Origin of the sequence: Aminicella lysinilytica (assembly GCF_004362975.1) — a bacterium.
Classification (GTDB): Bacteria; Bacillota; Clostridia; order Peptostreptococcales; family Anaerovoracaceae; genus Aminicella; species Aminicella lysinilytica.
In genome coordinates, this window is the sequence record NZ_SNXO01000004.1 from 20,367 (window position 1) to 43,325 (window position 22,959).

Annotated in this window: 17 protein-coding genes; 2 read left to right on the forward strand and 15 right to left on the reverse strand. The window is 46.5% G+C overall.

What is annotated here, in order from left to right:
- Positions 1–152: 152 nt before the first annotated feature.
- The gene (locus tag EV211_RS01660) at positions 153–1,526 is read left to right on the forward strand and encodes an MFS transporter (RefSeq protein WP_166635332.1); all 1,374 of its coding nucleotides are present in this window, start codon (positions 153–155) and stop codon (positions 1,524–1,526) included.
- 321 nt (positions 1,527–1,847) lie between these two features.
- Here the strand turns inward: EV211_RS01660 and EV211_RS01665 are convergent, their stop codons facing one another.
- The 15 genes from EV211_RS01665 to EV211_RS01735 form a co-directional block, all read right to left on the reverse strand.
- On the reverse strand, positions 1,848–3,071 hold the full coding sequence (locus tag EV211_RS01665) for an MFS transporter (RefSeq protein ID WP_133527694.1): 1,224 nt from the start codon (positions 3,069–3,071) through the stop codon (positions 1,848–1,850).
- A gap of 38 nt (positions 3,072–3,109) precedes the next feature.
- Entirely contained in the window at positions 3,110–4,189 is a 1,080-nt protein-coding gene (gene buk, locus EV211_RS01670; RefSeq protein WP_133527695.1) for a butyrate kinase, read from the reverse strand.
- A gap of 28 nt (positions 4,190–4,217) precedes the next feature.
- Positions 4,218–5,126: a phosphate acyltransferase gene (locus EV211_RS01675; protein ID WP_133527696.1), complete on the reverse strand. Its 909-nt coding sequence runs from the start codon at positions 5,124–5,126 to the stop codon at positions 4,218–4,220.
- A 17-nt stretch (positions 5,127–5,143) separates the two neighbouring features.
- Positions 5,144–5,716, reverse strand: coding sequence for an indolepyruvate oxidoreductase subunit beta (locus tag EV211_RS01680; protein WP_133527697.1), 573 nt, complete (start codon positions 5,714–5,716; stop codon positions 5,144–5,146).
- A gap of 17 nt (positions 5,717–5,733) precedes the next feature.
- On the reverse strand, positions 5,734–7,503 hold the full coding sequence (locus EV211_RS01685) for a thiamine pyrophosphate-dependent enzyme (RefSeq protein ID WP_133527698.1): 1,770 nt from the start codon (positions 7,501–7,503) through the stop codon (positions 5,734–5,736).
- A 43-nt stretch (positions 7,504–7,546) separates the two neighbouring features.
- Positions 7,547–8,182, reverse strand: coding sequence for a hypothetical protein (locus EV211_RS01690; protein ID WP_133527699.1), 636 nt, complete (start codon positions 8,180–8,182; stop codon positions 7,547–7,549).
- A 142-nt stretch (positions 8,183–8,324) separates the two neighbouring features.
- Complete coding sequence (locus EV211_RS01695) at positions 8,325–9,203, reverse strand: LysR family transcriptional regulator (RefSeq protein WP_133527700.1); 879 nt, start codon at positions 9,201–9,203, stop codon at positions 8,325–8,327.
- Between the two features lie 169 nt (positions 9,204–9,372).
- Positions 9,373–11,079, reverse strand: coding sequence for a C69 family dipeptidase (locus tag EV211_RS01700; protein ID WP_133527701.1), 1,707 nt, complete (start codon positions 11,077–11,079; stop codon positions 9,373–9,375).
- 490 nt (positions 11,080–11,569) lie between these two features.
- Complete coding sequence (locus EV211_RS01705) at positions 11,570–15,013, reverse strand: pyruvate carboxylase (RefSeq protein ID WP_133527702.1); 3,444 nt, start codon at positions 15,011–15,013, stop codon at positions 11,570–11,572.
- 51 nt (positions 15,014–15,064) lie between these two features.
- The gene (locus EV211_RS01710; RefSeq protein WP_133527703.1) at positions 15,065–15,868 is read right to left on the reverse strand and encodes a mechanosensitive ion channel family protein; all 804 of its coding nucleotides are present in this window, start codon (positions 15,866–15,868) and stop codon (positions 15,065–15,067) included.
- Between the two features lie 10 nt (positions 15,869–15,878).
- Positions 15,879–17,750, reverse strand: a complete 1,872-nt coding sequence (typA, locus tag EV211_RS01715; RefSeq protein ID WP_133527704.1) for a translational GTPase TypA — start codon at positions 17,748–17,750, stop codon at positions 15,879–15,881.
- Positions 17,751–17,828: 78 nt separating this feature from the next.
- A complete protein-coding gene (locus tag EV211_RS01720; protein WP_133527705.1) occupies positions 17,829–18,212 on the reverse strand; it encodes a metallopeptidase family protein in 384 nt (127 codons plus the stop codon).
- Positions 18,212–20,113, reverse strand: coding sequence for a DUF2207 domain-containing protein (locus tag EV211_RS01725; protein ID WP_133527706.1), 1,902 nt, complete (start codon positions 20,111–20,113; stop codon positions 18,212–18,214). The genes EV211_RS01720 and EV211_RS01725 overlap by 1 nt, the downstream gene beginning before the upstream one ends.
- A complete protein-coding gene (locus EV211_RS01730; RefSeq protein WP_133527707.1) occupies positions 20,106–20,666 on the reverse strand; it encodes a LemA family protein in 561 nt (186 codons plus the stop codon). The genes EV211_RS01725 and EV211_RS01730 overlap by 8 nt, the downstream gene beginning before the upstream one ends.
- A 5-nt stretch (positions 20,667–20,671) precedes the next feature.
- Positions 20,672–21,346, reverse strand: coding sequence for a uracil-DNA glycosylase (locus EV211_RS01735; RefSeq protein WP_133527708.1), 675 nt, complete (start codon positions 21,344–21,346; stop codon positions 20,672–20,674).
- A gap of 184 nt (positions 21,347–21,530) precedes the next feature.
- Here EV211_RS01735 and EV211_RS01740 point away from each other — a divergent pair, with 184 nt between their 5' ends.
- A complete protein-coding gene (locus EV211_RS01740) occupies positions 21,531–22,865 on the forward strand; it encodes an acetyl-CoA hydrolase/transferase family protein (RefSeq protein ID WP_133527709.1) in 1,335 nt (444 codons plus the stop codon).
- Positions 22,866–22,959: the final 94 nt, after the last annotated feature.

Sequence of the window (22,959 nt, forward strand, 5' to 3'; positions counted from 1 at the left end):
ACAAATAATAAACTATCGATTTACACTGATAAAGCAATGTCTCAAAGCACGCCCAATTCTGAAATATGCATATTCTATCAGTATTAAAGGAAAAAATAAAAGTCTGTTGCATAAACCTGTATGAATATGATAGTATGGATTTGGAGGGAATAATGAATAAACTTACTTTTGCAGAAAAACTGGGATACGGCTCCGGATCTATCGGAGATGCGATTTCCTACTCATTTATCGGAACATTTCTCATGTTCTTTCTTACAACTGTAGCAGGACTGCCACCGGCCCACGCAGGTGCTATAACCGCACTGGGAGCCGTATGGAACGCCCTGTTCAACCCTATGATAGGATACTTTTCAGACAAGTTTCAGTCGCGCCACGGGAAAAGGCGGCCTCTGATACTTTTCTTTTCAATACCTCTGGCTCTGACGATCATGCTTTTGTTTACCAACGTAGGCCTGCCAGCCGGAGTAAAAACTCTTTACTACGCCATTATGGTCATGCTCTTCTGGACCAGTTACACGGGATTTTTTGTGCCATACCTGGCCCTAGGCGTAGAATACACCTCAGACTATGACGACCGCACCGTGCTCAGACTTTTTGCGTCTGTTTTCAACATGATCGGCTCTATAATATGCATGGTATGCCCGACTTTGCTGGTGGAAGCGTTTACAGGCCGCGGCCTTACACTTAGCCTGGCTTGGACAGTCACGGCCGCTATCATGGGCATAATTGCAGCCGCCTCCATTATCGTAACGGTATTGGTCTCAGGGCACAAAGACGAACGCAGCCCTGCTGACGCGCCCCGCGAGCGCATTCATTTCAGTCTGGCGGACATTTTCCGCGAGTATATTTCCGTGGCAAAACTCAAGCCTGTGAAATATCTCATAATCGCCAGCATTGCGTCACTTATCACCTTTGAAATGGTCATCTCGGACATGGTCTACTTCCTTACGTATAACATGGGCTACACTTCAACGCAGATATCCATGGTACTTCTCATGCGTTCTGTATTCGGCATGGTGCTCATACCTATTGTCGGGAAAACAGCTCTGGCTATCGATAAACGCGGCACGCTTATTCTGTTTTTCTCCATAGGCACCGCAGGTATGGTCCTCCTGAGGATCCTCGGCGTCCATTCTATTGTAACAGTGCTCTTGTATATGATACTGGTCAGCGTGTGCACCTGCGTGTACTGGGCCCTGATGCCGTCCATATATTACGACATCTGCGAATATGACCAGCTGAAAAGCGGCGTCAATCGACAGGGAACTATTGTCTCATTCCAGGGCCTTGTTGAAGCAGTCGCTCTCGGCCTCGGGACCCTATTTCTCGGACTTATATTGCAATGTGCCGGCTTTGACGGAAGCGCAGCTACGCAAACAAAAACCGCCCTCGAATGGATATTCAACTCGACGACGGTCGTTCCTGTTATTTTTCTAGTCGTGGCATCCTTTGCAATCTATAAATATCCTATCACCAAGGAAATCCACGCTGACATCCAGCGCCAGCTGAAAGACCGCAATCAATAGTACAATCCACTCAACTAAAACAAAGGATTCTTTCAACCCGGCCTAGCCGCCACTTCCGCCCGGCGATTCCGCAGGAGCAGGAGCAGCCATAGTCGCAGGCGAGCAAGAAGAATAGAAAAATATGACCGCGCTGTTTAAAGACGAAAAAATGGTGACATAGAAAGAACAATGTGCTTGCACAATTGTTCCGACAATGTCACCATTAGAAATTCTCCTTGAGAATTTCTGAAGTTTCGTCAAGTTCGCGGCATATTCTATTCTTCGCGAGTGAGACTATTATGGTTGCCTGCGCACGAGGACCAGCATGGGCAGAAGTGGCAGTTAGGCCTCTTTCTTGCAGGCGGCATTAAGCACGACCCAAAGGATCAGCGCCACTACTCCACAGCCTACCATAGCCATGAAAGTCGTTATATAGGAGCCATTAGCCGCAGTGATCAGACTGCTGGCCACCATAGGCCCCACGATCGCTGCAGGAATCAGAGAGAAATTCGCGATGCTGAAATTCACCGGGAAATTCTCAGGTCCGTACTGTTTACTAATGAAAGCCGACGTTATGGTAGGATTTCCGCCATAAGTCAACCCGGTGCACACGAGACCGATTATTACGATTGCCACAGCTGCTGTTTTGGCACCCAGTACCAGAACGATGCCCGCTGCCAGCAATATAATCACGTTGATGAGCATGGTCATCTTTCTTCCTATTTTGTCGAATATAGCTCCGATTATCACACGGCCTGCACCGTTGCAGACCGACACTACCATCCCTACTATGGCAGGGGCTCCGAAAAGCACTGCGATAGATGCTGCATTTCCGATCACCATCAGTCCTGCGGCATTAGCCACAACGCACCAGATGAAAAATATCCAGAAAGAAAAGCTCTTAAGCATTTCTCCTGTAGTCATACTCGGCACTGCAGGCGCTTCAGTTTTCTCTGAAGCCGCGGTCTCTGTCACTTCCGGATTCTTAATAAAAAATGAACCTATCATCAAAACTACGAAAATCATTATGCCCAGGATCATGAATGTAGTCAGTATGCCCTTTGCCGCTATCAGCGATGTAGCTATACTGCCGAGGATCAACGCCCCAAGGCCGAAGCCCATCATCATTATTCCCGAGGCGAGGCCCTGCTTATCAGGGAACCATTTGTTCATGGAAGATATGACGCCATTATAGCTGAAGCCTACGCCGGTTCCGGCGAACACTCCATAGAAAACGTACAACATCGGCAAACTCATAGATGAATTGGCAGGATCCATCCTTGACACGCCTACAAAGCCCACCAGAAGCAATACTGCCGACATCATTATTATCTTGTTTGGTTTGATCTTAGCGCTCATTTTGCCTGCGACGAAACCGCCCAGACAAAAGAATATCATGGAAATAGTAAACGTCATGGAAAGCTGTGAAAGACTCCACTCAGTATATATTTCCCCAAAGGGCGCTTTAAAGAGGGACCATCCGTAAATGAGCCCGCAGAATATCAGCAATACCGTACCGACAGCCAGATACAGCCATCTTTTACCGCTATAGTTATTATTTGCCATGTTGTAACATTCTCCTATTCTCTAAATCAACTAGCCAGTTATTTCTCGCAGACGCCCTCAAGCCTGTCTGCTTCTTCTTTTCCGTTCAGAACTCTCAGAATTCCGAAAGCCAGAGAATCCATTTCCTTCTCACCCGGCATTAGTTTTACCGGAGCGATCCAGCCTACGCGTTCTTCGATGGCCTTAGTCAGCCTGTCGGAGAAAGCCATTCCGCCTGTGAGCAAAATATAGTCTATTTTGCCGTTGACATCTACGGTAAGCTTTGCGATGTTTTTGGCTATGTTCAATGCCATAGCATCAAAGATCAGCTCGGCATGTTCGTCGCCGTTGTCTATCATTTTCTCCACGTCTCTCAGGTCTGTAGTTCCAAGGTGTGCCATGAAACCACCCTCATTCTTCAGGTGATCCATCATGGCTTTCTTATTTGGATATTCATCATAGCAGAGATCTATTACTCTGAATGCAGGTAGCCCTCCGGATCTCTCCGGCGAGAAAGGCCCCTCGTCATCGGATATCATATCAATTATTTTACCTTTTGACAACAGTCCAACGGAAATCCCTCCGCCCATATGTACTGACATGATGTTTTTGTCTTTCATATCAAGGTTGTTCTGCTCGCAGAAATTAATAACTGCGGCCCTCATATTCAGGTTGTGGCCTCTTCCGTATCTCTCTATCTCCTTAAGACCTGTTATCCTGTATATTCCTTCCATTTCATCAACTGCTACGGCATCATAGGTGTAGGCTTTGCAACCTGCCAGCTCGGCAACATGTTCAGCAATGGCAGCAGCCATATTAGACGCATGTACGTTTTGCGGATGGTAATGCATCATATCTATCATGTACTGGTTGACTTCATAGGCTCCTGCGTGTACAGGAGGCATCAGACCGCCTCTTGCAACTACAGCATCGAAATCAGCAACTTTGTCTCCATGCTTCTCATAACACTCTGTTACCATCTCTGTTCTCATGTCAAGCTGGTCATAAACATCCTTGAAAGGCTTCAGATCTTCTGGTGAATGAGTGATGCTTTCCACCCACTGCTGTTCTTTATCAACATATACAGCTACCTTTGTCGAAGTCGAGCCTGGATTTATCACTAACAATTTATAGAACATAAAGTGTTCTCCTCTCCATTCAGGCATATTATTCCGATATAAGTGATGCCATCGCCATTGAAACAAATTTTTCTTCGGTTGAAGCTCCGCGAGATGTAAGTACTACAGGAACCTTGGCTCCTACTACTACTCCAGCCATCTTGGTCCCGCCGCAGATTATCATAGCCTTGTGCATCAGATTTCCTGCTGCCATTGTCGGTACGATAGCGCAGTCGAAGCTTCCGGAATAAGGACAATCATATCCCTTCCTTTCAGCTATTTCCTTACTCATCATTATGTCGAAGGATATTGGTCCGACTACATCGCAGCCGGGTATCTCGCCGCTCTTGTTCATCTCCACCAGGGCAGCGGCATCTGTAGTCTCCACCATCTTAGGATTCACCTTTTCAACAGCTGCCAGAACAGCCACTGAAGGTCTTTCAACTCCAAGCTTATGCAATGATTCCACACAGTTGAGGATGATGTCCTTTTTCTGTTCCAATGTTGGATATGGAATCATTCCTCCGTCTGCAACGACCATGAGCTTGTCCATCTGTGGTACTTCATTATAGGCAAATACGCACATTGCTCTGCCTGTGTGAAGTCCGTTCTCTTTCTTTACAAGGGGTTTCAACACATATTTTGTATCTATTATACCCTTCATAATGAAATCGGCTTTGCCTTCTTTAACCAGTCTGACTGCCTCTTCACCGCAGGCCTCTTTACTGTCAACATTAATTATTGTTGATTTAGCGGGATCAGCTCCCATTTCTTTAAGAGCATTCTCTACATAAGCCTGTCTTCCTATGAGATAAGGTTTGCTAACTATGCCTGCCGCTTCAGCCTCTACCAATGCCTTTAGGACATGATCGTCAGCTGCTCCGGCCACTGCAACAGTCTTCTTTTCCGGATTACTTTTACAAGCCTCAACTATTTCATCAAAATTCCTGTATGCCATATTCCGTTCCTTTCTGATTATGCCATTTCTCTTCCAGCATCATATGCCTTAAGATTGACGTCGACTACCTTTGCAGGAACTGTATCCTTAATTATAGCCTTCCAGTCAACTCCGTCAAGTCCCAGTTTCTTTATCAAAGCTCCCAGCAGACAGATGTTCTGGCATTTAACATTGCCAAGTTCCTCAGCCTTCTCAGCAGCTTTGACTACGATAACGTCGCCAACGGTCTGCTTAAGATCTTTCAGACAATCCTCAGGATATTCTTCTTCTCCTGTAAGTACAGGCATTGGAAGAATCTCTCTTACATCTGTTATTATTGCTCCGCCCTTCTTAAGATAAGGAAGTGCTCTGAGAGCCTCCATCTTCTCGAAGGCTACGACGAGGTCAGCCTCATGTTCGCCGATATTAGGAGCATATACTTTCTCTCCATATCTGAGCTGAGTCGTAACTGTACCGCCACGCTGTGACATACCGTGGATCTCGCTCATCTTAACGTCATAGCCAAGTTCTACAAGGCCCTTTGACAGTACTTTTGTAGTAAGGATAGTTCCCTGTCCACCTACGCCTACTAAAATTATATTCTTAGTCATTATTGTTTCCACCTTTCCTACTCGACAATTGTCATAGCTCCAACTTTACAGTTCTGTGAGCATAAGCCACATCCTGTACAGTTAGCAACATCTGCAACATAAGCTTTTCCGTCTTTGAATGCCAGCGATGGGCATGCGACCTTCATACACATTTTGCATCCTACGCACTTGTCAGGGTTGACCTCCAGGTGCTTGTTGCCTCTCTCCTTTATGACATACTTAAGCAAAGCGCACGGATACCTTGTAACGATTACCTGAAGTCCGTCGTTTTCAATTGATGTCTTGATTGCTGCGTCCATTTCCTTCTGGTCAATAGGATTTACAACATGAACTCTGTCAGCATCGATTCCTGTAGCCATTACCATATCAAGGCAATCGACTCTCTTTACTGGTTTGCCCATTAGGTTGACCTCTGTGCCGGCGTTCTGCTGGTGTCCGGTCATACCTGTGATGGAGTTGTCCAGTAAACAAAGGATAACGTTTGCATTAGTGTGAACTGCGTCGATGAGACTAGTAAGCCCACTGTGGAAGAATGTTGAATCGCCAAGGAATCCAAGAGGTTTTCTAGGATCGTTCTGAGCCTTCAGGGCTTCTGCCATACCTATTGTAGTTGAGAATCCGCCGCCCATGCATACGCACATTTCTTCGCCGAAGAATGGTGTCTGTACGCCAAGTCCATAGCAGCCGATATCTCCCAGAGCTACGACTTTGTCTCTGAACTTTGTGAATGAGTAGAAGAATCCTCTGTGAGGGCATCCTGCGCAGAGTACAGGAGGTCTGTCTGCAGGTTTAACGTCTACTGTATATCCTTCTTCCAGTGGTTTGTCGGTCAGTGAAGTCTGAACGATAGCTGCAGTCAGCTCGCCCTGGATAGTGATCTTATCTTTTCCTGTGCACTCATGTCCACGGACCTTGACAGCTGTCTCGATGAACGGCTCTCCTTCTTCGATGACGTGGATAGTGTCGCATTTCTCGCAGAACTCATCGATAAGTTTACCTGGCATTGGATTGGTAAGTCCCAGCTTCAGATATGATACTGTATCTCCGAATACTTCCTTAGCATGCTGGTATGAAATACCACTTGTGATGATACCTACCTTAGTGTCGTTGTACTCAGTAGTATTGATAGGACAGTTGTTAGCGTATTCTTCAACCTTCTTCAGCTGTTCCTCGACAACGATGTGCCTCTTGATAGCCATAGCAGGAAGCATAGCGCGCTTCTCAACGTTAGTTACATATTTCTTGCAAGGTGTTGGGATAGGATCCTCAAGAGTTACGATGCTCTTGGAATGACATACTCTCGTAGTAACTCTCATTAGAACTACCAGGTCGTATTTCTCAGAAAGTTCGTAAGCGAGCTTGGTGAAGTCCTTGCACTCCTGTGAATCTGAAGGCTCAAGCATGATCAGTTTGCCCAGCTTGGAATAATATCTGTTATCCTGTTCATTCTGTGATGAATGCATTCCCGGATCATCTGCCGATACGATAAGCATTCCTCCGTTTGAACCGATGTATGCGATAGTCATTACAGGGTCTGCAGCTACGTTAAGTCCTACGTGCTTCATGCAGCTCAGAGTTCTGAGTCCGCCAGCCTGAGCTCCGCAAGCCATCTCGACTGCTACCTTCTCGTTGTTGGCCCATCTGGAATCGATAGTTGGATACTTGGCTACATTCTCAAGGATCTCTGTACTTGGAGTTCCTGGGTATGCAGATGCAAATCCTACGCCGGCTTCATAAGCACCGCGAGCGATGGCTTCGTTGCCGCTCATTATCACTTTTTCTTTCATCTTACTTTTTCCTTTCTTTACTATACTTTACCTTTATCATTATTTACAAATTTTTATATTTTGCGTTTACGCCCTTGCCTTCTATAAGAAAGCTGAAATACGGGCAGATCTTACGATCTGTTACTACTCTGTAAAGAGAATACAATTGAGGGAGAAATACTTCCCAATTGCCTACCTCTTCAGCGGCGTGCTGCGCCCATATGAGACCGCTGTCTTCATATTGGTCTCCTGCCGGATGGATAGGTATCGCCGAGGACATTCCCACAACCCCATCTTCCGACGATTGCCATTGATGGACTCTGTAGGCTTCCTTTCTGGTTTTTTCAGGATCCCAGGTTTCTTCCCTGCCGTCCAGATCGTATCCTATGGCCACGACTGCATGATCGTACTTGATGACTTCCCTGACATGGTCAGGTACCTTTTGTACATCAGCCAGCAATATATATGGCTTGATGAACCTGCCATCATTCCACTTCTGTGGCGCCCGATGAATGGAGCCGATGACTCCCACATCCCGTGGATCCTTGAACCAGCTCAATCCCATGTGCTGATTTGGATGCCAGAGGCTGTCGCATTTCTCGAGATTCCCCCAGAACCAGTTGATCATCTTAGGCGTAACGCCGTCAAGTTCCCATTCCAGATGGGTCCCAAGCTCGTCCTGCCTGGTCGATCTAAGCATCACTTCACCTCCTCGTAATAGGTCATTGCTTTATATGTTAATTATACTTTCAGTACCCGCAAATGTTAAATTCCAAAAAAAGAGGGCTACTTATTCAGATTCTGAATAAATAGCTCTCATTGATTCATTTTTGTATTATTACCTATATTTCGTCTCCGTCGAAAAGATCCAGTATCTTTCTGATTGCAGGGTTCTCGTTATCCTTACGGCACACCAGGAAGACTCCGCCCTTCTCTTTCATAGGAAGCGCCCTGATAGGGCCGTCTTTATCATATGCATCCAGGTCCTCGTTGATAGTGACGCCGCTGCCTCCGCGGACATTGGCATACACGCTCTGCAGGTTCGGCAGATGCCTGATCACAGGAGTAAAGTGGTACTTGCCGCACCAGTTCCTGATCTTCTGCTCCACGTTGTTATCCTCATCATCAGGGACCGCATAGAAAATATCGTCTTTGAAATCCTCCACCTTCAGATCCGGTTTATTGGCCAGAGGATGTGCTGCCGAATAAAGTATGACTTTGTTCGACTGATAGATGACCTTGGATATGAACTTCCTCTCTCTGACCTTGGTATTACCTACAGACATGGCCATATCGACCTCTCCGGATTCAAGTTTATCAAGAAGCTCGTTGATTCCATAGCAGAGTATTTCCAGAGACATTTCCGGGTAAACCGACTCTATCTTATCGTAGAACTTGGCAAAGAAACTCCTGGTATACCAGTCCTCTATTATGCCGATCCTCACCTTGGATACGCTCTCTTTATCAGCGGCGCCAAGCTTATACTTCAGATTGTCCAGTTCCATGCTCCACCGAAGGAACATCTCCTGGTATTGCCTGCCCTCGTCCGTCAGCTCTACCTTCTTAGTCGTTCTGTTGAACAAAACACAGCCCAGTTCTTTTTCCAAGGCCATAATATATCTACTTAAAGTAGGCTGAGAAAGAAACAATCTCTCAGCCGCCTTGGAATAATTCCGTTCCTCTACAATTGTAAGAAAGCACATGACCTGTGTCTGGTTCATTGATACCACCTCTCGGAGTTATAATGTAACTACTTACATTTTAATCTATTGTGGAATTTAATTCAATATCAAAATGGTTATGAAGGGCCCCGTGGAAAAGTTATGGGGCCGTTGCTTCCTGCAGCGGCCCCAAATGAGTGGTTCAATATTTAAGGAATCCTTTAACTTATTATTCGCTAAGCGCATCAGCAAAGTCAGCCGGTGCCCAAAGTGTTCCGTTTGATTCATAGATAGGATATGTCATGTCGTTTACATATGAACCCTTAGCGTTATAAACGCTTGTTGAATTCTTAGTAAGAGTATACTTGACTCCATCCTTGGCAACGATGTACTTGCTGCCTTTAACAGTAACTGTGTATCCAGCTTTCTTAGCATTCTTAAGGAATGTGATCGGCTTTACGAACGTTACCTTTCTTGCGTTATTGACTCTGTCGTTGTTGTTATATGTTGATGTGTATACTAATGCCTTATGCAGTGTTTCTGAATTGTTCAACTGTACCTTTACTGCAGACTTGCCTATAGCTGTAACATAAGCTCTGCCCTTAGTCTTGCTTGAACTGTAAGCCGCCTTTACCTTAGGAAGCTGAGCCTGGATCTTTGCATATTCTTCTTTCTCGCGTGTAGCCCAGAATGCCTTGGTTCCTGCGCTGAGGAATGCTCTGTCTGATTCTGCTATAGTGCAGTTCTTCTTGAATATCCAGTAAGCGCTGTCTGATTTGTAAGCTGATCCATCAACTGTGTATGCTGAAGCAGTAGATGTGATTCCGCTGAATGTCGGTACGAATACTGAATGCTCAGCATTGCCCATGCAGAGCCACTGGAGGCAGCATGTATCCTTAGGAAGACTGCTATAGATCTGTGTCACATGGACATCGGAAGATCTGGTCGTTCCTATAGGGCGTCTGCTCGCATTAGCCGTATTAGACATATCATAATCAGTTCCTTCATATCTGTCTCTGTAAAGGTTCATGATAGTCAAAGGTGATACTTTGCTGTCAGGTTTATAGCAAAGAGGATAATATGTATCGTTTTCATATGCTCCTACTGTTGAAGGTGCCAGTACTCTGTGGCCTTCCCAGGTTCTCATATTTGAATACTCTTCTCTGGATCCGACGATGGACTGAACCAGATTATAATGTCCGTTGGTTTTAACTGCTCCAACCTTATCGATAGTGCTGAAGAGATTCTTGGAGAATACATAGTCGGTAGTATTGTTTTCATCAACTTCTCCGATCATGCACTGATTTCCGAATACTGCTACAGTGTCAGATGGCATCCTGTATGCGCAATATGTGGTTCCGCCGTAGATTTCAAATATCCAGGCTTCATTCTGGTCAGCGATGAACAAAGTGTTCCATTCTGCTGATCCGTATGTGTCGACTAATTTGGCCAGTACTTCTACGCCCTGCTTGGCTGTCTTGCACTGTCCGGCAACCAGTCCCGGAAGAATGGCCTCTCTCAGACCCTTTTCATACTCTGTACAAGGATCAGCCGCTTCATAAGCCTTGCTAACTTCTGTCGATACAGTTCCTATTACAGATACTCCGTACTCATTATCGCATGAAGCCGGATACATACCATCGCCTGCGTCTGTTGAATCAGGCACATAAGTGTACTTGTACGTAGTCTTAGGTAATTTTACCTTGAAGCCTGTGCCGGTGTCAGTAAAATAACGTCCTGCCTTGGTAACTCTCTTCTGTACCTTAAACATTTTGTTATATGCTCCGGAACCCTGATCTTCACTTCTTGCAACGATAGTAGTACCATCAGTACTTGCATCTTTACCTACATACATTCCTGTGCAGGCAAAAGCTCCTGCCGTCGTAGCCACCATAGTCAGCGCTACAACGCACACAATCAATTTAAGTCTTCTCATTTCTGATTCTCCTCTCAATAACTTATCAAACCACGTTAATATTTTAACTCATAGATTACATGTAATAAAGCGAAAATTGCGATTTAACTGAAAGGTAACCGTCAGATAACAAATTAGAGAATCATTATTTATCCCACCCAACAAAAAGAAAAACGAGCCACCTGTAATCAGATAAAACTACATAAAAGACAAGTCCACTTTCAACTAAGACAACGGCCCTTCCGCAATGGTGTTTCCGCAGGAGCAGTTGCAACCATAGTCGCAGACGAGCAGGAAGAACAGACAAATGTGCCGCGCTGTTTGACGGCGAAACAAAAGGTGACATAGAAGGAATAACGTACTTGTACGTTTATTCCGACAACGTCACCTTTTAAAGTCTTCGTAGAAGACTTAGATGTTTCGCCTAGTTCGCGGCATATTCTGTTCTTCGCGAGTGAGACTATATGGTTGCACGCGCACGAGGACTAGCCATGTGGAATGGACCGTTGACCTATTTCAGCAATGCGATCATCTCACCTGACTTCACCTGCTGTCCCTGCTTGACGAAGATCTTCTCGACCTCACCGGCAGTCCTTGCTATAATATTAGTTTCCATCTTCATAGCTTCTATAACAGCTACAGGCTGCTGATCCTCAACAGTATCGCCTTCCCTTACGAGGATCTTAACGATGTTGCCCGGGATATTAGCTCCGATCTCCAAGGCATTCTCCTCATCAGCATAACGTACCGATGATTCAGAAACAGCTGCTTCCATTTCATTATCTTTGATCCTGACGATCCTCTGATAACCATTGACCTCGAACACTACATCCCTGTAGCCTTCTTTGTCCACATCTCTTACTTCGTAGAGTTTGATTACCATAACCTGACCTTCTGCCAGCTTGACCTCGCAGGTCTCGCCTACAGCCAGGCCGTGGAAGAATATATCAGAACCCATAAGTCTGAAATTACCGTCCTTCTTAAGGCTCTTCTGATAATCCTCGAATACCTTCGGGTACATAGCGTAACTTATGACCTCACGCGGTGTTCCCTCCAGGTCGAAGTATTCATTCAGGCCCTTCTTGATGTAATCGAAATCTTCCGGTGGGAGCAATTCTCCCGGTCTGCATGTTATCGGCTTCTTATCCTTGAGAACCAGTTTCTGCAGTTCAGGATCGAATCCGCCTTCCGGCTGTCCCATCATACCTTCGAAGAAAGATACTATGGAATCAGGGAAGTCCATGGATTTGCCCTTCTCCAGAATATTTTCCGGAGTCAGATCGTTCTGTACCATGAATATAGCCATGTCTCCAACAGCCTTAGATGACGGAGTTACCTTGACGATATCACCAAGCATCTGATTAACTGCCTTATACATATCCTTGACTTCCTGGAATTTATGTCCCAGTCCGAAACTCTCTACCTGAGGTTTCAGGTTGGAGTACTGTCCGCCAGGCAATTCATACTTGTATATTTCAGCAGATGCCGTCTTCAGATCTGATTCGAAATTCTTATATACAGGTCTTACATCTCCCCAGTAATCAGAAATCACCTGGATGTCGTCAATGCTTATACCTGTATCTCTGCTACTGTGTTCAAGAGCAGCTACAACTGAGTTCAAAGCCGGCTGTGAAGTCAGACCTGACATACTGTTGAACGCTGCGTCAACTACATCGACTCCGGCCTGAGCTGCCATAAGTATAGTAGCTACGCCATTGCCGCTGGTGTCATGAGTATGCAGATGTACCGGTATGCTGATTTCATTCTTCAGGGCCGTTATAAGCTTTCTGGCAGCCATCGGCTTGAGAAGTCCCGCCATATCTTTGATACCAAGTATGTGTGTTCCTCTCTTCTCCAGTTCTTTAGCCATATTTACATAATAGTCAAGAGTGTATTTGTCCCTTGTCTCATCCAGAATATCACCTGTGTAGCACATGCATGCTTCGGCGATCTTTCCCTGGTTCAGAGTCTCATCTAAAGCGACTTCCATTCCCTGTACCCAGTTCAATGAATCGAATATACGGAAAATGTCGATGCCGCCTTCAGCTGACTGCTTGACGAACTCTCTGATGACATTGTCCGGATAGTTCTTATATCCAACTGCATTCGCTCCTCTTATGAGCATCTGGAATAAAACATTAGGAATCTTCTCACGAAGTGTATCCAGTCTCTCCCAAGGTGACTCCTTCAGGAATCTGTAGGATGTATCGAAAGTCGCGCCGCCCCACATTTCCAGAGAGAACAGGTCTTTTCCGTACAGAGCTACTGCCGGAGCGATTTTCTCCATGTCCACAGTTCTGACTCTCGTAGCCATAAGTGATTGCTGCGCGTCTCTCATGGTAGTATCTGTTATCAGAAGTTTCTTCTGATCGAGCACCCACTTGGACAAAGCCTCAGGTCCCTCTTTATCAAAGAGTTGCTTGGTTCCCTCCAGCTTGTTTATCTTTCTCTTAGGTACCTTCGGGAAGGCAGGCACGTTGAACTCAGGCTTTCTGCCCTTGGTTTCGTTTACTATCTTGTTTCCTATGTAATTCAGGACTTTCAGTTCTCTGTCAACTCTGGTGCCTACGTCAAGCAGGTCCGGGTTGGCAGCGATGAATCCTGTGTCGCACTTTCCGGCGATGAACAAAGGGTGATTCAGCACGTTCAAAAGGAAGCCTATGTTGGTCTTGACGCCCTTGATCTGTGTCTCCTTCAAGGCACGGATGGCTTTTCTTCTGGTGTCTTCAAAACTCATGGCCCATGCCGTTATCTTAACCAGCAGGCTATCGTAATACGGAGTAACCACAGAACCTGTGAAGCCGTTGCCTCCATCAAGTCTGATGCCGTATCCGGAAGCACTTCTGTAAAGTTCTATAGTACCAGTGTCTGGAGCAAATCCGTTTGCCGGATCCTCAGTTGTTATTCTGCACTGAATGGCAAATCCGCGCTGAGTAATATCCTTCTGGCTCTTAATGCCGATCTCATCTGAATCAAGAGTGTAACCGGATGCTATCTTTAACTGTGCCTGAACGATATCTATACCAGTTACCATCTCAGTTACAGTATGCTCTACCTGGATCCTCGGGTTCATCTCGATGAAATAATGATTTCCCTTTTTGTCCATAAGGAATTCCATGGTGCCGGCACTTCTGTAGTTGACGTGTTTGGCAAGTTTCAGAGCATCATTGCAGATGTCCTCCCTCTGCTTATCTGTCAGACACAGGGCTGGAGTGAACTCGATTACCTTCTGATGTCTTCTCTGTATAGAGCAGTCTCTCTCGTAAAGGTGAACGATATTTCCTTCCTTATCGCCGAGTACCTGGATCTCTATATGCTTAGGGTTCTCCAGATATTTCTCGATGAAGATATCGTCGATGCCGAAGGCCTTGGCAGCTTCGCTCTTGGCGCTTCTGTATTCATTTACGATGTCCCTTTTGTCCCTGACGATTCTCATGCCTCGACCGCCACCGCCGGCAGCAGCCTTTAACATTACCGGGTAACCGCATTCGTCAGCAAAGGCAATAGCCTCTTCCTCTGACTGGATCGCAGCGTCTACGCCAGGAATAGTAGGCACGCCTACCTCTTCAGCAACGAGTTTTGACTGGATCTTGTCACCCAGCATACTCATCATCTCAGATGTAGGTCCTATAAATTCAATGCCTGCTTCTTCGCAAGCCTTGGCAAACTCAACATTTTCCGACAGAAAACCATAGCCCGGATGAATGGCGTCTACGCCCTTGGCCTTAGCTACATCTATGATTTCATCGATGCCCAGATAAGCGGCTACAGGAGATTTTCCCTTGCCTATCTGATACGCTTCATCGGCTTTCGTCCTGAATAAAGATTTCTTGTCCTCTTCTGAGTAAACCGCTACAGTTCTTATTCCCAACTCGCTGCAGGCTCTGAAGATCCTTATAGCGATCTCACCTCTGTTAGCGACCAGGACTCTCTTGAACTTTTTAATTTTTCCCATTTTTGTTTCTCCAATTCTCTAAAAACTTAAAATTAAAATTTACTAAGCAAACTACTTTTTCCCATCTCTGTCCAATAGATTTACATCTATCTTCGGATACGGAATGCTGATTCCCTCTGCCTCAAATCTGCGTTTAACAGTTTCCTCTAAATATACTTTAACTTCGAAACGATTTTCGGTTGCGCACCAGACCTTCAGATCAAGTTTAAGGGCGCTATCGCCCAGATCGTCAAGGCCTATCCACGGCTCCGGTTCGTTCAGAAGTAAAGGTCCATCTCTGACGACAGCCCGCAGGATATCCTTCGCTTTTTCCACATCGGCGTCATATCCGATATGAAATGTGCAATCGACTCTCCTGATATCTCTCTTAGTAGAGTTGATCACTACCGATGTGGTAATTGTACCGTTCGGTATTATTATCTCGCGGTTGTCGTAGGTATGCATAGTAGTTGTCAACAGATCTATGTGGTCGACTACTCCCACTATGCCGTTCATTTCGATTTCATCACCCTGCACAAAGGGCTTGGTGAATAGTAGTATTATACCACCGGCTACATTTCCCAAACTGTCTTTCAATGCCAGGGCTATTGCCGCGCCTCCTGTTGCAAGTACTGCCACAAAAGGTGCCATCTTTATATGCAGCGTGGACATTATAGTCAGGATAAGAAGTATCCAAAGTGTTATCCTCACAACTCTGATCAGAATCACATAAACCGACGGATCCAGCGTTGATTTTTTCAACACCTTCCTGGTTATGTGGACGATTATCGTTATGAGCAGCCACCCGATCAGAAATATGATCAGAGCCAGCCCCAATGTCTCCAATGTGCTCTCTTTGATAAAAGGTATGTTCATCGATTACCTCCTACCTGCCGTATCTTCTACGCTCCAACTCATGGAGGAGCTTCTTCCTCAGCCTGATATCGTCAGGCGTGACTTCTACCAGCTCGTCTTCAGCTATGAATTCCAGAGCTTCCTCCAGGCTGAATACCCTTGGAGGCGACAGCTTGATAGTATCGTCTGAACCTGCGGCTCTCATATTGCTGACCTTCTTGGCTTTGCACGGATTTACTTCCATGTCTTCGCCTCTGGAGTTCATGCCTACGATCATTCCCTCGTAAACGTGGGTGCCCGGCTCTACGAACATCTGAACGCGCTCGCCTATATTGAACAAAGCGTATGGCGTGCAGGTGCCTTCTTCTATGGCTATGGCGACGCCGTTGCTTCTGCCCGGTATGTCGCCCTTGTATGGCTCAAAATCAAAGAAGCGTCGTTCCATATTTCCTTCGCCTCTGGTGTCATTGATGAATTCGGAGCGGTATCCCAGCAGGCCTCTGGTAGGAACATGATACTCAAGTCTTGAGTAACCGTTCTCTCCGGACATCTGCATCATAGTGCCCTTTCTCTGATTCAACTTGGATATTACCGAACCGGAATATTCATCCGGTACGGATATCACGACTTCCTCTATAGGCTCCATCTTCTTGCCATGTTCATCCTTATGGAAGATGACTTCCGGCTTGGATACAGCCAGTTCGTAGCCTTCTCTTCTCATGTTCTCTATAAGTATGGACAGATGCAGCTCGCCTCTGCCGGATACCTTGAAGCAATCCGTAGCATCGGTGTCTTCAACCAGAAGACCTACATTGACTTCCAGTTCCTTGTTCAATCTGTCTCTTATATGCCTCGAAGTTACATACTTTCCTACCTTCCCTGCGAAAGGAGATGAGTTTACCATGAAATTCATGGACAGAGTAGGCTCTTCTATGTGTATCATTTCCATAGGCTGCGGATCATCAGGATCGCAGATAGTCTCTCCTATGGATATATCAGGTATTCCGGATACTACTACGATGTCTCCGCATTCTGCCTGAGCTACAGGCATCCTCTTAAGTCCTCTGTATACGAATATCTGATTTATCTTGCATGTCTCTATGACTCCTGCTTCTCTGGCAACAGCCACTACCTGGTTCTCTTTGATAACGCCCTTGGTGACTCTTCCTATTCCAAGTCTTCCAATGTATTCGTCATAGGCCAGTGTCGATACCTGCATCTGTAGAGGTTCTTCTCTCAGATCCGGATAAGGATCACAATGCTCGACAATAGTATCGAAGAGTGGAGTGATATCCAGATCGTTCAGGCCTCCCGGCGTATGCTTGAGTTTCTTATTGCCTTCGCCAACGGAAAGTCCTTCGACTTCCTTAGGATCCCTTACTGCTATGCCCTGTCTTGCAATACCATAGAGTATAGGGAAGTCCAGCTGTTCATCGTTAGCGTTCAGATCCATGAATAACTCATAGACCTCATCTACAACTTCCTCGATCCTGGAATCCTTCTTGTCTATTTTATTGATCAGAAGGATCGGGTTAAGTCCCTGTTCCAAAGACTTGGAAAGGACGAACCTTGTCTGCGGCATAGGTCCCTCGCTGGAGTCTACCAGAAGGATGACTGTATCTACAGTCTTCATGATACGTTCTACTTCCGATGAAAAGTCCGCATGTCCCGGCGTATCGACTATATTTATCTTTACACCGTTATGCATTATAGAACAATTCTTGGAGTAGATCGTAATACCACGTTCCCTCTCTATGTCATCACTGTCCATTACACAGTCGACTACATCTTCGTTTTCCCTGAATACTCCGCTTTGATTTAAAAAAGCGTCTACCAGAGTAGACTTTCCCGCATCGACGTGGGCAATAACAGCTATATTGATTATCTTTTGTTTCTCTGCCATAAATTTTTTCCTCTTTATCGTGTTTAGTTAACAACTTATAATATCACAAATACTCATTATGTTCAATACCTTAAATCATCATTTTCCATGAGTATCCAGATAATTGCGCAAAAATATATCATCCTCAACTTCCAGATCACGCAACCCTGACAGGCCTTCCAGATGATGGCGGAATTCGTGGCGCAGGACTTCCCGCACCTTGACCGTCATCTGTTCCTCGTCGTAATAAGGAAACATACGGGCAAATGACCCGTAATAGAGGACGATGCCCCGTCCGCTGCTGGATGACCTGTGATACTCGCCGAGTATGTACAGATCATCTGCCAGCCGCTGTGGATGGGGTTTGGCGTAATCCTGCACGATCACGCCATTATTAAGTTCATTGAAAAATATCTCAGGAAGTTCGTCCATCATATCAGCCGTGATCTCACGAAACTTCTCTAATGTAATACTGCTTTCCATTACCAGGCGCCTCCGCCGCCGCCTCCGAAGCCTCCGCCGGAGAATCCGCCGCCACCGAAGCCTCCTCCGATGCCGCCGCCGAGACCGCCGCCTATATCACCTGCCGGCGCTATGCCGTTGGCAAATCCTGAGCTGAAATCTCTGCTGCAGGAGTTGATCATACTGCTATACCAGAGAGCTGTGAATACGAAGCTGCCCGAGTCATATGAACTGTACCAGCCCGGCTGAGCGATATTGATATTCTCGAATTTCTTAGCCCATCTGGTCTCCATGCCCATAACGTAAGCATACGGCATAACATTATAGAAGTACTCAGGATCTTCATCAGATAAAGCCTTCAGCTTGTCATACTCCGCATCTCTGATGAAATCTCTGAAGCCCAGAATCTTGCCCTGCCACTCGGCGCTCTTTTCCGTGCGTGCTTTCATGATCAGAACGAAGAAATACGTTATTGCCATAGATATGAATACTGCCACGCCAGGTATCCAGCTTGAAGCCATCATGCCCGTACCCATGGACGCAAGTACAGTGCCTGCTATGACAGGAATGAACCCGCCTATGAACAGAGCTGTGTTCTTGCCTCTGGTTCTGGCATCGTGTTTGTCAAAGGCGGACATTACAATGAGCATTCCTATGAGCAGCAATATGACTGTAGGTACTATCAAAAGCAGACCTGCAAATGAATACACCTGCAGAGCCGTCAGCGCCAGTCCTGCAATGGCAGGCAGAAGCATGAGTAACTGACCGATCACTCTGCATACGCTCGACGCAGTACTGAAAAGTTTCCTGGTCTTGGCGTCATATTGTCCTCTCAGCTGTTCCTTGGCAGCGCTCAGAGTCATCCCGAACTCAGCCGGCATATCTGAGAGGTCTACCTTCTCACCATCGAAAAACAGTCCTTCAAACATAGTCTTTGCAAAGGTCTTCTCCGACGGATCCATTTCTTTCAGTTTTGTGACCTGGAAGGAGCCTCTGTTGACCTCTCTGATCTCTATATACCCCTTCTCGGCGAAATACATGAGCATGGAAGACATATCCCTGTCGTCGACTTTTCCGTCTATTATATATCCTATCTCTGCCGGCGTCATGCCCTCCGGCGGATCGAATTCTACGGTCCTGATGATCTTCGGATCTCTGCCGAACAGGAACCACAGTAACAATGTAAGGAGAGGCACGCCAATGAGAAGGATCCACATTATGTATCCCATGAAATCCCTGTTGGCCGGATCTACCCAGTAGCCTTCCTTCAGATTCGAATTGACTGTGACACCATATTCCTCAGGCACATTTTTGCCCGTGATAGTCAGCTTGTTACCGCTGACCGACTTGGTAAAATACGGCGACAGGCTGCCCTTTGTTCCATAAGACCCGGCGTAAAACTTCGCCTGGCTCCAGTCCATGGTCTTCGGCATCGTAAGCGTAAGGCTTGCGTGATCTATAGCCGTGTCCCAGCCGTTGGGCAAAAGGTCCAAAGACAGGTAGTCTTCGGTGGAAGACTCGTCTCGGTAGCAAACCAGATCGTACGTTATCGTATAAGTGTGAACGCCCGTCAGGTATTCATCTTCCGATCCGATCCTGATGTATTTGTAACTGTAGCCGTAGCCCGCCTCGTAGCCCGTGGTGCTTTCATAGCCCGGCACTTCTATGTTCCGGATCGCGTAATACTTATCGGAAGTGGGAATGTACCTGGTTATGCCGTGATGCTCACCGGTGAAATCAACGGTGATTTTCTCTGTCATATGAATCACGTGGTTCTCTGTAACTACGGCGTTGACATTGAAATTACTGGTCGTGTAATCCGAAGCGGCCGAAACTGCCGACGTAGAGATCGCCATGGCCATGATTATGGCTATTAACAAAACAAAGGCCGCTGTTAACGGCCTGATAGTAGTCTTACGCATTGAAATCCACCTTTACGTTCTGGCGTTCTTCCTCGCTCTCCACCTCGAACATCTGCTTAGGTGAATAGTGGAACATGCCTGCAACTATATTGCTTGGAAACATCTGACACTTATTGTTGAACATTTTAACCACAGCATTGTAGTATTTCCTTGCGTTGGCAATGTCCTGCTCAACCTGCTGAAGCTGCTTCTGCAGATCCATGAAATTCTGATTGGCTTTCAGATCAGGATAGGCTTCTGCCACGGCAAATAGGCTCTTCAGAGCTCCTGTCAGCATGTTCTCTCCCTGGACCTTGCCCTCTATGCTGTCTGCGCCCTGAGCCATATTCCTCGCTTCGGTGACCTTGGCAAAGGTTTCTGACTCGTGTTTGGCGTATCCCTTGACGGTCTCAACCAGATTAGGTATCAGATCATACCTTTTCTTCATATAAACGTCCATAGTGGCGAAGCTTTCTTCAACGTTGTTGTTCGCCTTTACAAATCCGTTGTAAGCAACTATGAACCATATTACGATTATAGCGACTATTACTGCTATTACTATTCCTGCTATCATATGGATTACCTCCTGCCCCAATTGACCGGTCCCTGGCCGGTACTAACTAAAAACTCGTTGGCCCTGGAAAAGTATCTGCCTCCAAAGAAACCATTGTAGGCTGATAACGGGCTCGGATGGGCCCCCGTAAGTACCAGATGCTGCGGGTTCGTGATGAACTCCCGCTTAGCCTTGGCATTGGCTCCCCAGAGTATGAAAACTATTGGTTTCTCTCTGTCGTTGAGCTTTTCGATTATGTGATCCGTAAGGATCTCCCATCCTTTGCCTTTGTGGGAATTTGCCTGATGAGCCCTGACTGTAAGCACGGCGTTCATCAGAAGCACGCCTTCCTGCGCCCAGCCCATAAGATAGCCGTCGTCCTTAGGCGGCGGTTCTATACCGAGATCCTCCTGCAACTCCTTGAATATGTTCACAAGAGATGGCGGCTGCTGTACGCCCTTCATTACAGAAAAAGCCATGCCGTGAGCCTGTCCCGGCTCGTGGTATGGATCCTGTCCCAGTATGACTACCTTCACATCACTGTAAGGCACAGCCTTCAGCGCGTTGAAAATATCGTACATATCCGGGTAGACAGTCTTCGTCCTGTACTCGCCTATGAGAAACTGTCTCAGCTTCTGATAGTATTCCTTATCAAATTCTCCATTCAGGACTTCGTCCCAATCATTTCCAATGTTGACCATGGCAATATTATACTCTATCGCCGTGGCTAATTCAAGGGCAGAGGCCCATTAATCTGCGGAGCCAAGGCCTCGTAAGAATCACTTTTATCAGAGTTTTTTCCTGAGATTTATTGACTATAGCCACCCTTTGTTATAATCTAAAGACAAATATTGACGGATTACATGTAATCTTAAAAGGAGAGTTATGGATTTTAAAGATGAATATAAGCAAAAGCTGCGCACTCCCGAGGAAGCAGTAAAACTGATAAATGACGGTGATTGGGTGGACTACACCTCCGCCCTGGGTTTTCCGAAGCTTCTTGACACGGCACTGGCAGCCCGCAAAGACGAGCTCCACGATGTTAACATCCGCGGCAACCTGATCGTCGGCCCTGTCAAAGTAGCCGAGTGCGATTCAACCCATGAACACTTCACCTATAACACCTGGCATTGCTCAGCCTATGAGAGGAAACTTTGTGATCGCGGCGAAGCCTTCTTCATACCCATGGTCTTCCGCAACAACTCCGCCTACTACAAACACTTTTTGAAGTTGAATGTGGCTATGATGAGCGTGCCGCCTATGGACAAGCACGGGTTCTTCAACATGTCTGTCACGACCGGCGTGGCCGCGGAGATCCTCCGCGAGGCCGACATCGTGATCCTGGAGGTCAACGAGCACCTGCCTTGGATCTACGGCGGTTTCGATGAGACCATACATATTACTGATGTGGATGTGATCGTTGAAGGCGAGCACGCGCCATTTCCCCCTGTGCCAAAAGGGACGCCAACGGATGTTGACATAGCTATAGCAAAAAATATCTTCCCGTATTTTCGCAATGGTGACACGGTGCAGCTGGGCATCGGCAATATGCCAGACCTCCTTGGTGATCTGCTGGCTGACAGCGATATCAGAGATCTTGGCATGCATACGGAGCTCTGTTCTGATGCATATATGAATCTGGCTCTGCGGGGAAAGCTCACGAACAAATATAAGAATCTCATGCCGGGCAAAGGTGTGACTGGCATGGTCATCGGTTCTCCTGAGCTGTATGAGTGGATAGACCATAATCCTATGATCGCCGCCTGCCCTCTTTCCTATGTGAATGATCCGCGTATCATTGGCGAGATAGATAATATGATATCTATAAACAGTTGTATTTCCATAGATCTTTATGGTCAGGTAAATGCGGAGAGTGCCGGTATGCGCCAGATCAGCGGCACCGGCGGTCAGCTGGACTTCCTGGAGGGGGCTTCTTTCGCCCGCGGCGGCAAGTCGTTCATCTGCCTGTCTTCGACTTTTCATGACAAGGATGGCAATGTCCACTCCAATATTCTCCCTCGTTTCTGCGGTGAAATAATCACTACTCCCCGCAGTGAGGTGTATTATGTTGCTACGGAATATGGCGTTTTCAATATGGAGGGCATGTCCACATGGCAGCGTGCCGAGGGTCTGATCAATATCGCTGATCCGATTTTCCGTGAGGATCTGATTCGCGACGCGGAGAAGCAGAAGATATGGCGGCGTTCCAATAAGAGATAGCGCATTCTTCCGAAACCTTCGTTTGTCCTCGTCGCCGACAGCCATATAGTCTCACTCGTCAAGAACAGAATGTGCGGCAAACTCGTTGAAACCC

Bases quoted from the DNA above. Each gene is read 5' to 3' on its own strand.
- EV211_RS01660 (WP_166635332.1), top strand. From the start codon at position 153: ATGAATAAACTTACTTTTGCAGAAAAACTGGGATACGGCTCCGGATCT.
- EV211_RS01665 (WP_133527694.1), bottom strand. From the start codon at position 3,071: ATGGCAAATAATAACTATAGCGGTAAAAGATGGCTGTATCTGGCTGTC.
- buk (WP_133527695.1), bottom strand. From the start codon at position 4,189: ATGTTCTATAAATTGTTAGTGATAAATCCAGGCTCGACTTCGACAAAG.
- EV211_RS01675 (WP_133527696.1), bottom strand. From the start codon at position 5,126: ATGGCATACAGGAATTTTGATGAAATAGTTGAGGCTTGTAAAAGTAAT.
- EV211_RS01680 (WP_133527697.1), bottom strand. From the start codon at position 5,716: ATGACTAAGAATATAATTTTAGTAGGCGTAGGTGGACAGGGAACTATC.
- EV211_RS01685 (WP_133527698.1), bottom strand. From the start codon at position 7,503: ATGAAAGAAAAAGTGATAATGAGCGGCAACGAAGCCATCGCTCGCGGT.
- EV211_RS01690 (WP_133527699.1), bottom strand. From the start codon at position 8,182: ATGCTTAGATCGACCAGGCAGGACGAGCTTGGGACCCATCTGGAATGG.
- EV211_RS01695 (WP_133527700.1), bottom strand. From the start codon at position 9,203: ATGAACCAGACACAGGTCATGTGCTTTCTTACAATTGTAGAGGAACGG.
- EV211_RS01700 (WP_133527701.1), bottom strand. From the start codon at position 11,079: ATGAGAAGACTTAAATTGATTGTGTGCGTTGTAGCGCTGACTATGGTG.
- EV211_RS01705 (WP_133527702.1), bottom strand. From the start codon at position 15,013: ATGGGAAAAATTAAAAAGTTCAAGAGAGTCCTGGTCGCTAACAGAGGT.
- EV211_RS01710 (WP_133527703.1), bottom strand. From the start codon at position 15,868: ATGAACATACCTTTTATCAAAGAGAGCACATTGGAGACATTGGGGCTG.
- typA (WP_133527704.1), bottom strand. From the start codon at position 17,750: ATGGCAGAGAAACAAAAGATAATCAATATAGCTGTTATTGCCCACGTC.
- EV211_RS01720 (WP_133527705.1), bottom strand. From the start codon at position 18,212: ATGGAAAGCAGTATTACATTAGAGAAGTTTCGTGAGATCACGGCTGAT.
- EV211_RS01725 (WP_133527706.1), bottom strand. From the start codon at position 20,113: ATGCGTAAGACTACTATCAGGCCGTTAACAGCGGCCTTTGTTTTGTTA.
- EV211_RS01730 (WP_133527707.1), bottom strand. From the start codon at position 20,666: ATGATAGCAGGAATAGTAATAGCAGTAATAGTCGCTATAATCGTAATA.
- EV211_RS01735 (WP_133527708.1), bottom strand. From the start codon at position 21,346: ATGGTCAACATTGGAAATGATTGGGACGAAGTCCTGAATGGAGAATTT.
- EV211_RS01740 (WP_133527709.1), top strand. From the start codon at position 21,531: ATGGATTTTAAAGATGAATATAAGCAAAAGCTGCGCACTCCCGAGGAA.